This window comes from Pseudonocardia sulfidoxydans NBRC 16205 (assembly GCF_007989085.1).
GTDB classification, from domain to species: domain Bacteria; phylum Actinomycetota; class Actinomycetes; order Mycobacteriales; family Pseudonocardiaceae; genus Pseudonocardia; species Pseudonocardia sulfidoxydans.
In genome coordinates this window covers 1-17392 of the sequence record NZ_BJVJ01000053.1, presented here as the reverse complement: position 1 = coordinate 17392, position 17392 = coordinate 1, and the positions used below count along the sequence as shown (strand labels likewise).

Annotated in this window: 13 protein-coding genes and 1 riboswitch; of the genes, 6 read left to right on the top strand and 7 right to left on the bottom strand. The window is 73.6% G+C overall.

All coding sequences use genetic code 11. The features are described 5' to 3' along the window. Positions 1–31 precede the first annotated feature (31 nt). Positions 32–1441: an MFS transporter gene (locus tag PSU4_RS21775; protein ID WP_147111561.1), complete on the top strand. Its 1410-nt coding sequence runs from the start codon at positions 32–34 to the stop codon at positions 1439–1441. 149 nt (positions 1442–1590) lie between these two features. Continuing rightward, positions 1591–2649 (top strand): maleylacetate reductase, encoded by a 1059-nt coding sequence (locus PSU4_RS21770; protein WP_147111558.1) that lies wholly within the window; start codon positions 1591–1593, stop codon positions 2647–2649. Positions 2650–2671: 22 nt separating this feature from the next. Here PSU4_RS21770 and cobN read toward each other — a convergent pair whose 3' ends face one another. Further along, positions 2672–6283, bottom strand: coding sequence for a cobaltochelatase subunit CobN (gene cobN, locus PSU4_RS21765; RefSeq protein ID WP_147111556.1), 3612 nt, complete (start codon positions 6281–6283; stop codon positions 2672–2674). A gap of 32 nt (positions 6284–6315) precedes the next feature. Next, positions 6316–6481, bottom strand: a riboswitch (cobalamin riboswitch). Between the two features lie 106 nt (positions 6482–6587). On the opposite strand from cobN, the gene PSU4_RS21760 reads away from it, so the two are divergent. The 3 genes from PSU4_RS21760 to PSU4_RS21750 are packed head-to-tail and all read left to right on the top strand — an operon-like array spanning position 6588 to position 9981. Then, complete coding sequence (locus PSU4_RS21760) at positions 6588–7823, top strand: ferredoxin-like domain-containing protein (RefSeq protein ID WP_147111554.1); 1236 nt, start codon at positions 6588–6590, stop codon at positions 7821–7823. Continuing rightward, complete coding sequence (locus tag PSU4_RS21755; protein ID WP_147111553.1) at positions 7820–8446, top strand: precorrin-8X methylmutase; 627 nt, start codon at positions 7820–7822, stop codon at positions 8444–8446. Before PSU4_RS21760 ends, PSU4_RS21755 begins: the two co-directional genes overlap by 4 nt. A gap of 2 nt (positions 8447–8448) precedes the next feature. After that, entirely contained in the window at positions 8449–9981 is a 1533-nt protein-coding gene (locus PSU4_RS21750; RefSeq protein WP_147111551.1) for a precorrin-2 C(20)-methyltransferase, read from the top strand. 135 nt (positions 9982–10116) lie between these two features. Here the strand turns inward: PSU4_RS21750 and PSU4_RS21745 are convergent, their stop codons facing one another. From PSU4_RS21745 to cbiE, 3 genes are read right to left on the bottom strand one after another with little or no spacing between them, the layout of a single operon-like run. Further along, entirely contained in the window at positions 10117–10887 is a 771-nt protein-coding gene (locus tag PSU4_RS21745; protein WP_147111547.1) for a cobalt-precorrin-6A reductase, read from the bottom strand. Continuing rightward, a complete protein-coding gene (gene cobM / locus PSU4_RS21740) occupies positions 10875–11618 on the bottom strand; it encodes a precorrin-4 C(11)-methyltransferase (protein ID WP_147111544.1) in 744 nt (247 codons plus the stop codon). Before cobM ends, PSU4_RS21745 begins: the two co-directional genes overlap by 13 nt. Next, positions 11615–12829, bottom strand: a complete 1215-nt coding sequence (gene cbiE, locus PSU4_RS21735; RefSeq protein ID WP_147111540.1) for a precorrin-6y C5,15-methyltransferase (decarboxylating) subunit CbiE — start codon at positions 12827–12829, stop codon at positions 11615–11617. Before cbiE ends, cobM begins: the two co-directional genes overlap by 4 nt. A 696-nt stretch (positions 12830–13525) precedes the next feature. Here cbiE and PSU4_RS21730 point away from each other — a divergent pair. Beyond that, complete coding sequence (locus tag PSU4_RS21730) at positions 13526–14443, top strand: IniB N-terminal domain-containing protein (protein ID WP_147111537.1); 918 nt, start codon at positions 13526–13528, stop codon at positions 14441–14443. Positions 14444–14558: 115 nt separating this feature from the next. Here PSU4_RS21730 and PSU4_RS21725 read toward each other — a convergent pair whose 3' ends face one another. The 3 genes from PSU4_RS21725 to PSU4_RS21715 all read right to left on the bottom strand — a co-directional run bounded on the left by PSU4_RS21725 (position 14559) and on the right by PSU4_RS21715 (position 17130). Next, positions 14559–15287 carry an ABC transporter ATP-binding protein gene (locus PSU4_RS21725; RefSeq protein ID WP_246115266.1) on the bottom strand — a complete coding sequence of 243 codons (729 nt, stop codon included), beginning with the start codon at positions 15285–15287 and terminating at the stop codon, positions 14559–14561. A gap of 8 nt (positions 15288–15295) precedes the next feature. Next, positions 15296–16042, bottom strand: a complete 747-nt coding sequence (locus tag PSU4_RS21720; protein WP_246115265.1) for an ABC transporter permease — start codon at positions 16040–16042, stop codon at positions 15296–15298. An 86-nt stretch (positions 16043–16128) separates the two neighbouring features. After that, positions 16129–17130 (bottom strand): ABC transporter substrate-binding protein, encoded by a 1002-nt coding sequence (locus PSU4_RS21715; protein WP_147111623.1) that lies wholly within the window; start codon positions 17128–17130, stop codon positions 16129–16131. Positions 17131–17392: the final 262 nt, after the last annotated feature.

The following is a 17392-nucleotide window of genomic DNA, read 5'->3' as shown; positions in this document are numbered from 1 at the left end:
CAACCGGGGTTCAGCGCGCACGCTGGCCGACGTGAGCAGCGCGACGGACGATCCGACCTCTCCCCCGACGAGCGCCCCGGCGACCGACCAGGCCGCGGTGCGCCCCGAGCTGTTCGGGCCCGGCAGGCGGGCGACGACCGTCGGAATCCTGCTGCTGATCAGCATGATCGCGTTCGAGGCGATGGGCGTCGGCACCGCGATGCCGGCGGTCGTGGCCGACCTGGGATCGGTGTCGTCGTACGCGTGGCCGTTCGTGGCGTTCACGGCCGCGAGCGTCGTCGGGACGGTGCTCGGCGGACGCTGGTGCGACCAGCGCGGCCCGCGGGGCACGCTTGTCACCTCGCCGATGCTGTTCGGGGCGGGCCTGCTCGTGGCGGGGACGGCACCGTCGATGGCACAGCTGCTGGTCGGGCGGGTGCTGCAGGGGCTGGGCGCCGGGGCCGTGGCCGTCGCGGTGTACGTGCTGATCGCGCTGGTCTACAGCGAGCGGGCGCGGCCGGCGGTGTTCGCGCTGATGTCGTCGGCGTGGGTGCTGCCGGCGCTGGTCGGACCGCCCGTCGCCGGGGTGGTCACCGAGCGCCTCTCGTGGCACTGGGTGTTCCTGGGGATCGTGCCGTTCGTCGTGGTCGCCGTGGTGCTGGTGCTGCCCGCGGTCCGCGACCTGCCGGCGGGCCGCCCCGCACGGACCGGTGCGCACGGGCGCGGGATCGTCGCCGCCGCCCTCGCGGCGGCGGCCGCGGTCGCCGCGCTCAGCTGGGCCGGTCAGCACCCGACGGGCCTGCCCGCCGCGGTCGTCGCCGTCGTCGCACTCGCACTGCTGGTTCCGGCGCTGCGCCGGCTGCTGCCCGCGGGGTCGTTCCGCGCGCGGCGCGGGATCGCGGCGGTCGTGGCGTCGCGCGGCCTGTTGTCGGGCGCGTTCTTCACCGTCAACGCCTACCTGCCGCTGATGCTGACGTCGACGCACGGCTGGTCGCTGTCGGCCGCCGGTATCCCGCTGATCGTGGGGGCGCTGGGCTGGTCGTCCGCGGCAGCATGGCAGGGCCGGCACCCGGACCTGTCACGGCCGACGCTGCTGCGGGTCGGGTTCGCGTTCGTGACCGTCGGGATCGCGGGGCTGCTGGCGGTGGCACCGTCCTGGGGCGTCGCGTGGCTGTCGCTGCCGTTCTGGGTGGTCGCGGGCGTCGGGATGGGGCTCGGGTTCTCGTCGCTGTCGTTCCTGCTGCTGGCGCGTTCGGCGGAGGCGGGTCCGGGCCGGGTCGGCTCCGACTCGGCGGCCGCGCAGCTCACCGACCAGCTCTCGCAGGCGACGCTCGTCGGGGTCGGCGGCGCCCTCCTGGCGACGACGACGTCCCCGGCCGTCGCGTTGCCGCTGCTGATCGCGGGTCTACTGGTACTGGCCGTCGTGGGCACGGGCATCGCAGGCCGCACCAACCCCCTGTGAGCGGCAATAGTCGCTATCGCGACTATTGCCGCTCACGACCCCTGACCAGGGAGTCCATCGCAGCCGGGCCCGCGCCGCCGACTGGTACGCGTCCGAGGACCGTCGGCCGTGGGGCCGGTCGAGGCGGCGTCTGCCACGATCGCGGAACCATGACTGCGCCTGTCCGCCCCTTCGACCACGAGTTCGCACCCACCCGGATCGTGTTCGGGCCCGGGCGGCTCGCCGAGGTCGGTGACGAGGTCGCGCGGCTCGGCGCGTCCCGGGCGATGGTGATCGTGAGCGGGCACGCGCCCGGCGGGGACACGGTGACGGCCGCGCTCGGCGCGCGTGCCGCGCTGACCTGGCACGAGATCGCCCAGCACGTGCCCGTCGACATCGCCTCGCGTGCCACGGCCGCGGCGCGTGACGCCGGCGCGGACGTGATCGTGAGCCTCGGCGGCGGGTCGGCGACCGGGCTCGCGAAGGCCGTGGCGCTCGAGCTCGGGATCCCGATCGTCGCCGTGCCGACGACCTACGCCGGTTCCGAGCTGACGCCCGTCTACGGCATGACCGGTGGGCAGCGCAAGCGCACGGGATCCGACGAGCGGGTCCGGCCGCGCGTCGTGCTCTACGACCCCGAGCTGACGGTCGGCCTCCCGGCCGCGGTGACGGGCCCGAGCACGTTCAACGCGATGGCGCACTGTTTCGCCGCGCTCTGGGCACCGGCCGGGAACCCGCTGATCGCGGCGCTCGCCGCCGACGCCGTCCGCATCCTCACGACGTCGCTGCCCGTCGTCACGACGAACCCGGCGGATCTCGACGCCCGCGCCGGCCTGCAGTACGGGGCCTTCCTCGCCGGGACGGCGCTGGGCTCGGCCGGAACCGGCCTGCAGCATCGGATCTCGCACGCGCTCGGTGGGCGGCTGGGACTGGTGCACGCCGACACGCACTCCGTCGTGTTGCCCTACGTCGTCGCGTTGAACGCCGCGGCGGTGCCGGACATGGTGTCACGCCTGCGTCCGTACCTGGGTGACGATCCCGGCCGCGCCCTGTGGGAGCTCGCCGCGCGCATCGGGCTGCCCCATGACCTCGCGACGCTCGGTGCCACCGGCGAGGCCCTCGACGGCGTGGCCCACGACGTCGCGGACACCACGAACCCGGTGCCGGCGTCCTTCGACACGATCCGGGCGCTGCTCGACCGCGCGTACCGGGGTCGTGAGTGGCAATAGTCGCGATAGCGACCATTGCCACTCACAGGCTTTCGACGTCGCCTTCCGATTCCAGGTAGGCGGTGCGCAGGGCGGCGAGGGTGTCGGGGTCCGGGGCCTCCCACATGCCGCGTTCGACCGCTTCCAGCAGCCGTTCGGCCATGCCGTGCAACGCCCACGGGTTCGACTCGGACAGGAACGCGCGGTTCTCCGGATCGAGGACGTACTCGCCCGCCAGCCGGTCGTACATCCAGTCGTCGACGACACCGGTCGTGGCGTCGTAGCCGAAGAGGTAGTCGACCGTCGCGGCCATCTCGAAGGCGCCCTTGTAGCCGTGGCGGCGCATCGCCGCGATCCAGCGCGGGTTGACCACGCGCGCCCGGAACACCCGCGCCGTCTCCTCCGACAGCGTCCGGGTGCGCACGGACTCGGGCCGCGTCGAGTCACCGATGTAGGCCTCCGGCGCGGAGCCGGTGAGCGCGCGGACCGTCGCGACCATGCCGCCGTGGTACTGGTAGTAGTCGTCGGAGTCGGCGATGTCGTGCTCACGGGTGTCGGTGTTCTTGGCCGCCACCGCGATCCGCCGGTAGGCGTTCTCCATGTCGTCGCGCGCGGGGACGCCGTCGAGGCCGCGGCCGTAGGCGTAGCCGCCCCACGTCGTGTAGACCTCGGCGAGGTCGGCGTCACCGCGCCAGTCCCGGGACTCGACGAGCTGCAGCAGCCCCGCGCCGTACGTGCCGGGCTTCGAGCCGAAGACGCGGGTGCGGGCGCGCCGCTCGTCGCCGTGGCGGTCCCGGTCGGCCTCCACGTGTGCCCGGACGAAGTTCTGCGACGCCGGTTCGTCGAGACCCGCGACGAGGGCGACGGCGTCGTCGAGAAGGGCCAGGACGTGCGGGAACGCGTCGCGGAAGAACCCGGAGATGCGGACGGTGACGTCGATGCGGGGGCGGCCGAGCTCGTCGAGCGGGATCGGTTCGAGGCGGACGACGCGGCGCGACATCTCGTCCCACACCGGGCGGACGCCGAGCAGGGCGAAGACCTCGGCGACGTCGTCACCGGACGTGCGCATGGCGGACGTGCCCCACACCGAGATGCCGACCGAGCGGGGCCAGTCGTCGTGGTCGCGGCGGTAGCGCTCGACGAGCGAGTCCGCCATCGCCTGCCCCGTCTCCCACGCCAGCCGCGACGGGACGGCCTTGGGGTCGACGGAGTAGAAGTTGCGCCCGGTCGGGAGCACGTTGACCAGGCCGCGCAGCGGGGAGCCCGACGGCCCGGCGGGGACGAACCCGCCGGCCAGGGCGTGCAGGACGCGGTCGATCTCGTGGGCGGTCCCGGCGAGGCGGGGGACGACCTCGGTCGCGGCGAAGCGCAACACGGCCTCGGCTTCGGGGGCTTTGTGGAGGCGCGCGATCTCGGCGACGGCGGCCGGATCCCAGCCCGCAGCCTCCATGTCCGCGACCAGCGTGTGTGCGAGCGCCTCGATCGCGTCCGTGCGCGCCTTCGTCTCCGACCCGTCCTCGACCAGGCCGAGAGCCTCCCGCAGCCCGGGCACGTTCTGCTCCCCGCCCCACATCTGCCGGGCCCGCAACATGGCCAGCACCAGCTCGACCCGCTGCGCGCCCGTCGGGGCCGCGCCGAGGACGTGCAGCCCGTCGCGGATCTGGACGTCCTTGATCTCGCACAACCAGCCGTCGACGTGCAGGAGCATGTCGTCGAAGTGATCTTCCTCGGGGCGCTCGGACAGCCCGAGGTCGTGGTCGAGCTTCGCCGCCTGCATCAGCGTCCAGATCTGCTGACGGATCGCGGGCAGCTTCGCCGGGTCGAGCGCTGCGATGTTGGCGTGCTCGTCGAGCAGCTGCTCCAGCCGCGAGATGTCGCCGTAGCTCTCGGCGCGCGCCATCGGCGGGATCAGGTGGTCGACCAGCGTGGCGTGGGCGCGGCGCTTGGCCTGCGTGCCTTCGCCGGGGTCGTTGACCAGGAACGGGTAGACCAGCGGCAGGTCGCCCAGCGCGGCGTCGGTCCCGCAGCCCGCGGACATGCCCAACGTCTTGCCCGGCAACCACTCCAGGTTCCCGTGCTTGCCGACGTGCACGATCGCGTGCGCCCCGAAACCCTCCTCGTCGCGCGGCGCGGCGAGCCAGCGGTAGGCGCCGAGATAGTGGTGCGAGGGCGGCAGGTCCGGATCGTGGTAGATCGCGACGGGGTTCTCGCCGAACCCGCGCGGCGGCTGCACCATCAGCACGACGTTGCCCGACCGCAGCGCCGCGACGACGATCTCGCCGTCCGGGTCGGCGGAGCGGTCGACGTAGTGCTCCCCCGGAGCGGGCCCCCAGTGCTTCTCGACGCCGTCGGTCAGCTCCGCGGGCAACCGTTCGAACCACGACCGGTAGCGGGCCGCCGAGATGCGGACGGGGTTGCCGGCCAGCTGCTCCTCGGTGAGCCAGTCCGGGTCCTGACCGCCGGCCTCGATGAGCGCGTGGATCAGTGCGTCGCCGTCGCCGTCGGCCACCCCGGGGAAGTCGCCGACGTCGTAGCCCGCCTCGGCCATGGTGCGCAGCAACGCGACCGTCGACGCCGGCGTGTCGAGCCCGACCGCGTTGCCGATGCGGGCGTGTTTCGTCGGGTACGCCGAGAGCATCACGACGATCCGCTTGTCCGCGTTGGGGATCCGGCGCAGCATGGCGTGTCGGACGGCGATCCCGGCGACGCGGGCCGCGCGCTCGGGGTCGGGCACGTAGACCGACAGGCCGTCGGCGTCGACCTCCTTGAACGAGAACGGCACCGTGATCAGCCGGCCGTCGAACTCCGGGACCGCGACCTGGGTGGCGACGTCGAGCGGGGTCATCCCGTCGTCGGAGGACGCCCACGACTCACGGCTGCTGGTCAGGCACAGGCCCTGCAGGATCGGGACGTCGAGCGCGGCCAGCTCCGCGACGTCCCACGCCTCGTCGTCACCCCCGGCCTGCGCGGACGCGGGCTTCGTCCCGCCCGCGGCGAGCACGGTGACGACCATGGCGTCGGCGGCGCGCAACGTCGTCAACAGTTCGGCGGGCGCCTGGCGCAGCGACGCGCAGTAGACCGGCAACGGCCGCCCACCCGCGTCCTCGATCGCCGTGCACAGCGCCTCGACGTAGCCGGTGTTCCCGGCGAGCTGCTGGGCGCGGTAGTAGAGGACGGCGACGGTCGGGCCGTCGCTCTCCTTCCCGCGGCGGTCGAGGATGCCCCAGGCCGGGAGCTCCGCCGGGGGCGCGAAGCCCTCGCCGGTGAGCAGGACGGTGTCGGACAGGAACGCGGCCAGCTGCGCGAGGTTGTCGGTGCCGCCCTGGGCGAGGTAGGCGTGGGCCTGCGCGGCGACCCCGGCGGGCACCGTCGACAGCTCCATCATCTCCGCGTCGGGCGCCATCTCCCCGCCCAGCGCCACGACCGGCTTCCCGGAGGCCAGGACCGCGTCGAGGCCGTCCTCCCAGTACCGGCGCCCGCCCAGGATCCGCACGACGACGACCGCGACGCCGTCGAGCAGCGCGGGGAGGTCGTCGAGCAGGACGCGGGCCGGGTTCGCGAGCCGGTACGGCGCGTCGGAGGCGCGGGCGGACAGCAGGTCGGTGTCCGACGTGGAGAGCAGCAGGATCTCGGGGCGCGGGTTCTCGGGGCGCATGGCCGGCCTTCCTCGGGATCCTCGTCCCGGGTGGGATGGTCGGCGGGCAGGTGAGTGTCCTGGCTCCCGGATCGGCGCTCGCCCCGGCCTTCCGGGCTCGCGCCCGTGGCCGTGCGTGGGGTCCGCTCCCCGGTGACAGTGGCGGGACCGCGCCGGACTCGCACCGGCTTCCTCGGTTCCCGCCCGCCATGAAGTTGTTCGGCTCTCACTGTCCGCAACGTCCTGCTCGCACGTCAAGCCGAGCGGCCCCGGAGTGACGATCGGCTCCCGCCACGCCCGCAATGCGGTGTTTACAGTGGCGGCCGTGCCCCCGTCCGTCGCGCCGCCGCCTCGCCTGCGGGCCGACGCCTGCCCGGGCGTACTGGCCCCGCACGACGCCGCCGACGGTGCGCTCGCCCGGATCCGGCTGCCCGGCGGGGTGCTCACCGCCGCCGCGGCGCGGGCCGTCGCCGACTGCGCGGCACGCCACGGTGACGGCGCCGCGCACCTGACCTCCCGGGGGAACCTGCAGCTGCGGGGTCTGCGCCGCGACGACCCCGACGCCCTGTCGGTGCTGGTCACGGCCGGTCTCGTGCCGTCACGGACCCACGAGCGGATACGCAACGTCCTCGCCTCGCCGCTGTCGGGGATCGCGGGCGGGCTCGCCGACGTCCGCGGTGTCGCGGCCCGGCTCGACACCGCGATCTGCGCCTGTCCTGCGCTCGCCGGGCTGTCCGGACGGTTCCTGTTCGCGATCGACGACGGCCGTGGCGACGTCGCCGCCGAGGCCCCCGACCTGTGCTGGCGGGCCCGGACCGCGACGACCGGGACACTGCTCGTGGCCGGCACGCCGGTCGGTGCCGTCGCGCTCGCCGATGCCGTGGACGTGCTGGTCAGCGCGGCGGAGGCGTTCCCCGCGCTGAGCAGTTCCCAATGGCGCGCCTCGGAGGTGCCGGACGCCGCCGCCCGCGTCGCCGCCGCCCTCGCCCTGCCCGCCCTCGCCCTGCCCACTCGCGCCCTGCCCGACGCGCACGAACGGCACAGTGACGCCACTGAGTTGCGCGACTGTGCCGTTCGTTCCCCGGGGGTCGGGGGCGTGCTGCGCGACGACGGCGGGCGCGCGCTCGTCGTCGCGCCGGTGTTGGGGGAGCTCGCCGCCGCCGACCTCCGGTTGCTCGCCCGGCTCTCGCCCCAGGTGCTGGTCACGCCGTGGCGGACGATCGTGCTGCCCTCCGGCGGCGACCCCGAGGCTCTCGCGGCCGCGGGGTTCGCCGTCGACGCCGACTCGCCGGTCACGCTGGTGAGCGCGTGCGCGGGGTCGCCGGGGTGCGCGAAGTCGCTCGCCGACGTCCGCTCCCACGCCCGTGCGCTGACCCTCTCCGCCGGGGAACGGACCCACGTCGTCGGCTGCGGGAGACGCTGCGGCGCCCCGCACGGGGCCCACGCCGAACTCGTCGCGCAGGTGGACGGCACGTACGCAACCGAGGTCGTGAGCGGCGATGGTCGCTATGGCGACCATCGCCGCTCACAGGCGCCGCAGGCGCCGGAAGGAACCGCATGACCAGCACCTACATTCGCGACGGCGCCGAGATCTACCGGCAGTCGTTCGCGACGATCCGCGCCGAGGCCGACCTCTCCCGGCTCCCGGCCGACGTCGCGTACGTCGCGGTCCGGATGATCCACGCGTGCGGGCAGGTCGATCTCGTCGACGACATCGCGGCGACCGCGGGCGTCGTCGCCGCGGCCCGTGCGGCGCTGCGGGCCGGGGCCCCGATCCTGTGCGACGCGATGATGGTCGCCGCCGGCGTCACCCGCGCCCGGCTCCCCCGCGACAACGAGGTGATCTGCACCCTGCGCGACGAGCGCGTCCCGGCGCTGGCGCAGGAGTTGGGCAACACCCGCTCGGCGGCGGCACTGGAGCTGTGGCGCCCGCACCTCGACGGCGCGGTCGTCGCCATCGGGAACGCGCCGACGGCGCTGTTCCACCTGCTCGACATGATCGACGCCGGTGCGCCGCGCCCGGCCGCGGTCCTCGGCATCCCCGTCGGGTTCATCGGCGCCGCGGAGTCGAAGCACGCCCTGGCCGCCCGGACCGACCTGGAGCACCTGGTGGTGCACGGGCGCCGCGGCGGCTCGGCCATCACGGCGGCCGCGCTGAACGCGTTGGCGAGCGAGCAGGAGTGACGGTGCCCGGAGTTCTCTACGGCGTCGGCGTCGGCCCCGGCGACCCCGAGCTCATCACGGTCAAGGCCGCCCGGCTCATCGGTGCCGCCGACGTCGTCGCCTACCACGCGGCCCGGCACGGCCGGTCGATCGCGCGCGGCATCGCCGAGCCCTACCTGCGCGGTGACCAGGTCGAGGAGGCGCTGGTCTACCCCGTCACGACGGAGAGCACCGACCACCCCGGCGGCTACCAGGGCGCGATCGACGAGTTCTACACCGCCGCGGCCGAGCGGCTGGCCGCGCACCTCGACGCGGGACGCGACGTCGTGCTGCTGTCGGAGGGCGACCCGCTCTTCTACGGCTCCTACATGCACATGCACAAGCGGCTCACCCCGCGGTTCACCGCGGTCGTCGTGCCGGGCGTGACGTCGGTGTCCGCGGCGTCGGCGGCGCTCGGGCAGCCCCTGGTGGAGCGCGACGAGGTACTGACGATCCTGCCCGGCACCCTGCCCCGCGACGAGCTGGCGCGGCACCTCGCCGACACGGACTCGGCCGCGGTGATGAAGCTCGGCCGCACGTTCGACAACGTCCGTGGCGCGCTGACCGACGCCGGGCGGCTCGACGACGCCCACTACGTCGAGCGCGCCACGACCGCGGGCGAGCGCACGTCCCCGCTGGCCGACGTCGACCCCGCCGACGTCCCGTACTTCTCCATCGCGGTCATCCCGGGCCGGGTGGCATCGAGCGTTCCGTCCGACATGTCGGCCGACGCCGACGCCGTCGCGGAGGAGGGCGGGTCGACGGTCACCGGGCCCGGGGAGGTCGTCGTCGTCGGCACCGGGCCGGCCGGGCGTGACTGGCTCACCCCGCAGACCGCCGCCGCGCTCGCCGAGGCCGACGACCTCGTCGGCTACGGCCCCTACCTCGACCGCGTCGCCCCCAACCCGCGGCAGACCCGGCACGCCTCCGACAACCGCGTCGAGGCCGAACGCGCCGCCCTCGCCCTCGACCTCGCGGCCGCGGGACGTCGCGTCGTCGTCGTGTCCGCCGGGGATCCCGGGGTGTTCGCGATGGCCACCGCCGTCCTGGAGGTGGCGAGCGAGCAGAAGTACACCGACGTCCCGGTCCGGGTGCTGCCCGGGATGTCGGCGGCGCAGGCCGTGGCCGCCGCCGTCGGGGCGCCGCTGGGTCACGACCACGCGCTGATCTCGTTGTCCGACAGGCTCAAGCCGTGGGACACCGTGACCGAGCGGCTCGTCGCCGCGGCGAAGGCGGACCTGGTCATCGCGATCTACAACCCGCGCTCGCGCGCCCGGCCCTGGCAGCTCGGCGCGGCGCGTGACGTGCTGCTCGAGCACCGCGCCGGCGACACCCCCGTCGTGCTCGGGCGCGACGTCGGCGGTGCGGGACAACGGATCATCGTGACGACGCTCGCCGAGCTGGACCCCGAGGACGTCGACATGCGGACGTTGGTGGTCGTCGGTTCGTCGGCGACCAGGGTGGTGCACCGCGGAGCCGGCACGACGGTGTTCACCCCGCGGCACTACGGCACCTGACCCGCGCGCAACCTCACAGTCGTGTCGGGGCGCGACGACGACAGTGAGGTTGCGGCCGAACCACCGGGCGCAACCTCAGCGTCGTCCGACGGCGAGAAGGCGACAGTGGGGTTGCGCGCGGATGCGCGGCGATGGTCAGACCTGCAGGAGCTGCCGCACCCACGCGACGGCGTCCTCGACGGTCTCGACCTGCTCCACCCCCGGCCCCGAGGGCAGCGGCGGGCGGCGCTGCACGACGACGGGAATCCGGGCGTCGCGCGCCGCGATGAGCTTCGCGGCCGTCATGATGCCGCCACTGTCCTTGGTGACGAGCACGTCGATGCGGTGGCGTTCCAGCAGGTCCCGCTCGCCGTCGACGGAGAACGGGCCGCGCGCCAGCAGCACCTCGGAGTGCCGCGGCACCGGCGGCTGCGGCGGGTCGACCGACCGGACGAGGAACCACAGGTCCAGATCGGCGAAGGCGGCGAGGTCCTGGCGGCCCGTCGTCAGGAAGACCCGCCGGCCCAGCTCGGGCAGCAGACCGGCGGCCTCGTCGAGGCTGCGGACCCAGTGCCACAGGTCGCCGGGCCCGGCCGTCCAGCCGGGGCGGCTGAGCACGAGCAGCGGCGTCGCGGTGGCCGCGCAGGCCCGCACCGCGTGCGCGGTGATGCGCGCGGCGAACGGATGGGTGGCGTCGACGACGGCGTCGACCCTGTTGTCGCGCAACCACTGTGCGAGCCCGGCGGTGCCGCCGAACCCGCCGATGCGGACCTCTCCCGCCGGCAGCGACGGCGCCTTGACCCGCCCCGCCAGCGAGGACACCACCCGCAGCGCGGGCCTGCCGACGAGCACGCCCGCCAGCCGGCGGCCCTCGCCGGTCCCGCCGAGGACGAGAAGGGTGCTGGAGTTCGGCGTCAGGACCGACACCGCCCGTCGGAGTACAGGTGCGAGTCGGGGAACTGCTCGGCGGCGAGCGCGGGCCCGACGATGACGACGGCGGTCCGCTCGATGCCCGCCGCGCGCACGTCTGCGGCGATTCCGTCGAGACGGCCGCGCAGCACCACCTGGTGGTCCCGGGCGGCGTGAGCGACGACGGCGGCCGGGCAGTCGGGGCCGTGGACGTCGAGCAGCTCCTTCACGACCTCCTCGATCCGGTGCACCGCGAGGTGGACGACGACCGTGCCCGCGGCGCGGGTCAGCTCGCCGATCCCCTCGCCCTCGGGCATCGGCGTGGCGCGGGCGGCGATGCGGGTCAGCGTGACGGTCTGGGCGACCGTCGGCACCGTCAGCTCACGACGCAGCGCCGCGGCCGCGGCCGCGTAGGCGGGAACGCCCGGGCACACGTCGTAGGGGACGTCGAGGGCGTCGAGGCGCCGCATCTGCTCGGCCATCGCGGAGAACACCGACGGGTCGCCCGACGCCAGGCGGGCGACGTCGAGGCCGTGGGTGTGGGCGCGGACCATCTCGTCGACGATCTCGTCGAGCGTCATCAGTGCGCTGTCGACGAGCCGCGCCCCCGCGGGCGCGAACGCCAGCATCTCCGGCGGGACCAGGCTGCCCGCGTAGATGCACACCGGGGAGGACGCGATGAGGTCGCGCCCGCGCAGCGTCACCAGGTCGGGGGCGCCGGGGCCGGCACCGATGAAATGGACGGTCACAGGGTCACGCTCCAGATCGTCACCGGCATCGCCGGGCGCCAGCCGGTGAAGCCGCCGACCGCGCCCGCACGGGCGACCGACAGCCGGGTCAGGGTTCCGTCGAGGCGGGCGTGGGCGGCGGCGAGGACACCTTCGGCCTCGACGGTCACCGCGTTGGCGACGAGCCGCCCGCCGGGTCGCAGGGCGGCGAGGCAGGTGTCGAGCACGCCGTCGCCGGTGACGCCGCCGCCGATGAACACGGCGTCGGGGGTGGGCAGTTCGGTAAGCGCCTCGGGGGCGCGGCCGGGCACGACCTCCAGGCCGGGGACGCCCAGCGCGTCGGCGTTGCGGGAGATCGCGGCGACGCGGTCGAGGTGCGACTCGATGGCGACGGCCCGGCACGACGCGTGCGCCCGCATCCACTCGATGGCGATGCTGCCGGCGCCGGCGCCGACGTCCCACAGCAGCTCGCCGGCCCGGGGGCCGAGCATCGCGAGCGTCACCGCCCGGATCTCGCGTTTGGTGAGCTGGCCGTCGTGGTCGTAGGCGTCGTCGGGCAGGCCTGCGGTCTCGCCGAGGACACGCGCGTCCGGTCCGGGCTCGCAGGAGACGGCGACGAGGTTGAGCGCGTCGCCGGGCGGGTGCGGCCAGTGGGAGGCGTGCCCGGCGAGCAGCCGTTCCCCCGGGCCGCCGAGCTGTTCGAGCAGGGCCATGGCGCTGGGGCCCCAGCCGTCGGCGTCGAGCAGTGCCGCGATCTCCGCGGGTGACTCGGCGCCCGCGGAGAGCACGATCAGCCGCCGGCCGGGGGCCAGCGCACGTCGGATCCTCGCGAGGGGGCGGCCGACGACGCTCACGACGTCGACCTCCTCCTCCGGCCAGCCCAGCCGCGCGCAGGCCAGCGCCACCGACGACGGCGCCGGGATCACCCGCAGCCGGTCGGGTCCCAGTACGCGGGCGAGGGTGGCGCCGATGCCGAAGAACATCGGGTCGCCGCTGGCCAGGACGCACACGGCGCGGTCGGCGAGCTCGGCGAACAGGGCGGGTAGGGCGGGCACGAGGGGGCTCGGCCAGGCACGGGGGGTGGCGGTGAGGGATTCGGGGAGCAGGTCGAGCTGGCGGGGGCTGCCGAGGACGACGTCGGCGGCGAGGGCGGCGTCGCGGGCGTCGGAGGTGAGGCCGGACCAGCCGTCGGCACCGATGCCGACGACGGTGACGCGCCCGCCGGTGCCCATGGGAGTCCCTTTCGCCGTGACCGTCCCGGTCGTCGGAGTCCCCGGTCGACCGGGTCGTGTTACCCGGCAACGCTAATCGTCCGCGCCGCGCGCGGTCCGTGAGTCCTGCCACCACGCCGGTGTGGGCCCGTCGGGGTCGGTCAAGAGAACGCAATCCGCGGACCATCGATTCGATTGTCCGAATACGTGTGGGAATCCTGTTCGAGAAGACGCGTAACGGTCCTACCGGAAAATGTACACCCCCCGATCTTCGCCATGGGGCGACATTCGCACCTACCGCGCCATCCGGACACACACAGGCGTTCGACCACGCATCCCGCTGATGGCAACAAACCGTCGGTAAAGATTTCCTTCCACAGCGCAAAGAACGAGCCATCCCGGCAATTCCGGAAGGACCTCACCAACAGTGCTTCCGGAACGAAACCGCAGGTCAGATCTCCATTAGCCGACGAGCGCCGTTCGCGAAAGCCCCTGTCGCCCTCTTTCGCGAAATGCCCCCGGCCCCCCACTCGTCGAGCCCCCGGATCAGGCGATCCGGCCGCGGACGAACTCTGGGACTTCCCCGATCCCCGACCCGTCGCCCCGCTCATAACGTTCTGCCTCGAACACCGGCCCACACGGACCGGCCGCGACACCCGAACATCACGAACGGCACGTCACCCACACACGAGAACCACCCGAGCAACGGAGAATCCGATGAGCACCTCGCTTCTCGACTTCCTGATGAGCCTGCTGAACGACCCGGCCGAGCAGGCCGCCTTCCAGGCCGACCCCGCCGCCTACCTCGAGAGCTGCGGCATGTCGAACCTGAGCGCCGAGGACATCCACGACGCCATCGCGCTGGCAAACGACGACGAGTCGCACAACTGGAAGGGCGGCCACGACCACGGCGGCCACCTGCCCCCGCCCCCGCCCGTGCACCACGGCCACGAGTCGCCCCACGAAGCCGCGGTCAAGTACCTGAACAACTACATCACCAACAACTACGTGTCGGTCGACGCCCGCGAGACCACCATCGACAACTCCGTCCACCAGGACATCGACGCCTCGCACGGCGGCCACGTCTTCGCCCCGGTCGACGTCACCAACGTCAACGCCACCGGCGACCACTCCGCGGCCGTGGGCGGCGACAACAACGGCAACATCGCCACCGGCAACGGTGCCGTCGCCGGCTCCGGCAACCAGGTCGCCGAGGGCGACACCGACAGCGCGGTGAACTTCGGTGCCGGCGGCTCGGCGACCAACAACCACGGCGCCACCGCCTCCGACGGCGGCGTCATCGGCTCCGGCACCGGCGGGGACCACACCTCCACCGAGCTCACCAACTTCGGCTCGGGCTCCGTCGCGAACAACGGCAGCAACGCGAACCAGACCGACAGCAACAACGACACCGGTCACAACACGACGGACTCGCACAACTCGACCGACTCGCACGACACGACGACGACCGACAGCAACAACGACAACAGCGTCCACGACCACTCGACGAACCACTTCCTGTCGGACAACGAGGCGACGCTGACCGACGACCACAGCAGCGCGACCACCACCACCGACGACCACCACATCCACGTCGACCACAACCCGATCGACGTGGCCCTGCCCGGCGCCTGATCGTCCCGGCGCGCACGCACGACACCGAAGGCCCGGCCCCGCTCCCGCGGAGGCCGGGCCTTTCGCCTGGTCAGGGGTCGTGAGCGGCGATGGTCGCCATAGCGACCATCGCCGCTCACAGGGTGCGGAGGAGGGCCAGCAGCTCGGCTTCGCGGGCGGCCGCGGCGGGCGAGGCCGGCTCGCGGGGACGGGGCAGGTCGATCTCCACGACGGCCCGCACCCGCGCGGGCCGGGGGCCCAGCACCACGACCCGGTCGGACAGGAAGACGGCTTCGCGGATGTCGTGGGTGATGAGCAGGACGGTCCAGCCGAACCGCGACCGCACCTCCTCCAGCCACTCCTGCATCCCGGTGCGGGTCAAGGAGTCCAGGGCGCCGAACGGCTCGTCGAGGAGCAGGACGTCGCGGTCCTGCACGACCGTCCGCAACAGGGCGGCGCGCTGGCGCATGCCCCCCGACAGCTCCGACGGCCGCGACGTCTCGAACCCGGCGAGACCGAAGGGCTCGAACAGCGGCTCGGCCCGTCTGCGGGCCTCCCGCCGCCCGACGCCGGCGATCTCCAGGCCGAGCGCGGTGTTGTCGAGGACCGTCCGCCACGGGAAGAGCAGGTCCTTCTGCGGCATGTACCCGAACATCGCGCCGGTGGCCGGGCCGCCGTCGACGGTCACGGTTCCCCGGTCGGGCTCGACCAGGCCGGCGAGCACGCCGAACAGGGTGCTCTTGCCGCAGCCGCTGGGCCCGATGACCGAGACGAGCTCGCCGGGCCCGGCGTGCAGGGAGACATCGTCGAGGACCTCACGGTCCCCGAACCGCTTCGCCACACCGTCGACCCGGACCTCACGCACGACGCACCTCATCCACGGCGGCGCTCCGCCGCATACCACGGCATCGCGAGCCGCTGCACCAGGAACGTCAACCCGAACAACGCGACACTGATCGCGGCGGTCACGAGCACCGCGGCGAGCACGAGGTCGGTGCGGAACGAGTTCTTCTGCAGGTTCATGAAGATCCCCAGCCCCGCCCGGGCACCGACGTACTCGGCGAACACCGCGCCCGTGACCGCGTAGGTGATCCCGATCCGCAGCGACGTGAAGAACGACGGCATCGCCGCGGGCAGCCGCAGGTAGCGGAACTCCTTCCAGCGGCCGGCGCCCATGCTGCGCACCAGGTTCGAGGCCTCCCGGTCGGCGGAGGAGAAGCCCTCGACCAGCCCGATCGCGACGGGGAAGAACGTCACGAGCGCGATCACGACGACCTTGGGCAGCAACCCGAAACCGAACCAGATGATCAACAGCGGCGCGATCGCGATGATCGGGATGGTCTGGGAGGCGACGAACAGCGGCAGCAGCGCCCGTCGCAACCATGGCGAGAAGTCGACGACGACCGCCAGCACCCACGCCACGACGAGCGAGACCGCGAACCCGACCGCGGTGACCTGCAGCGTCGGCACCGTGTTGGTCCACAGCGCGTCCCGGAACAGCCACCCCTGTTCGACGACCCGCAGCGGCGACGGCAGCACCTGCGGCCGGACGTCGAACGCCGTGACGGCCCACTGCCAGATCCCGACGAGGACGGCGACGACGACCAGGGGCGGCACCACCCGGCGCCACCGACCGCCCCGGCGGGCCACCGGCTCGGCGACTACCCGCGGGTCGTGCGCGACCGAGCGGGCGGCGACCCCGGTGCTCAGGGCGTCGCTCCCAGGTAGCGGTCGGTGAACCACGTCGAGAAGTCGGGGCGGGCCGTGAGCGGCTTGCCCGCGGCGTCGACGAGGACACCGGCGTCGTAGAGGAACCCGGAGAAGCCCGCCCACTGCGCGGCCGTCTGCGTGCCGACGCGCCCGTTCGCGTCCTTCATGTACGTGGCGGCGAGCATGTGCTGGCTGCGGTCGACGAGATCGGGCTCGGCGAACGCGCCGGGGTTGGCGTCGCTGAGAATCTTCGCGGCGGTGGCGGGGTCGTCGGCGGCGAACTGGTAGCCGCGCTGCACGGCCTGCACGAACGTGGTCGCGACGTCGGGGTGCGCGGCCAGCCAGGCGCCGTTGCCCTCGAGCAGCACGCCGTAGGCGTCGGGGAAGCCGTAGTCGGTGTACTGGAACGTCTTGAGCGGCTCGCCGCGCAGCTGCGCCTCGATGCCCTCCCACGCGGTGAACGGCTCGGTGAAGTCGACCTGCCCCGAGTACAGCGCCTCGTAGGCCGACGTCCCGAGGACGACGGTGTCGAACGTCCCCCGGCCGCCGGCGTCCTTGATGACGGCGGCCATCTTGGGGGCCTCGCCGGGATCGCCGAAGCCGCCGTAGGTCTTGCCGTCGAGGTCCTTGGGCGAGGTGATGTCGGCCCGGTCGGCGCGCACCGCGATGCCGGACCCCCAGTGCTGCAGGATCGCCATGACCGACACGATGTCGGCGCCCGCGGCCTTGGAGAACGTGAACGAGTTCTGGAAGCCGATCCCGAACTCGGCCGCGCCGGAGCCGACGAGCGTGTCGGGCGAGGTGCTGTTGTACGGCAGGATCTGCACGTCGAGACCGGCGTCACCGAACCAGCCCTGCTGCTGCGCGACGAACAGCCCGGTGTGGTTGGTGTTGGGCGTCCAGTCGAGCGCGAGCCGGATCGTCGTGGTGCCGGCGTCGCCGGAGCTGCCCGACGATCCGGAGCACGCCGCGAGCACCATGGCCAGCGCCGCGAGCATCACCACCGGCAACCGGTGCCGCCGCGATCGTCGTGGAACGGGGACGTGAGTACGCACAGTCGTCGTCCTCCCTACGCCGGTGCTAACCGGGTCAGGTGCGAACGGTCGACGGCCGGTCCTGCCGCCCTCTCAGCCTCGGATCGTGAGTGCTCCCGCGGGTCGCGACGACGATACGTGCCCCTCCCACCGCGCTGCCACCTGAGTGGCGCAGGTCGCTACAGCCACCCGCGCGCAACCTCACGGTCGTCGCCCGGCCCCGGAA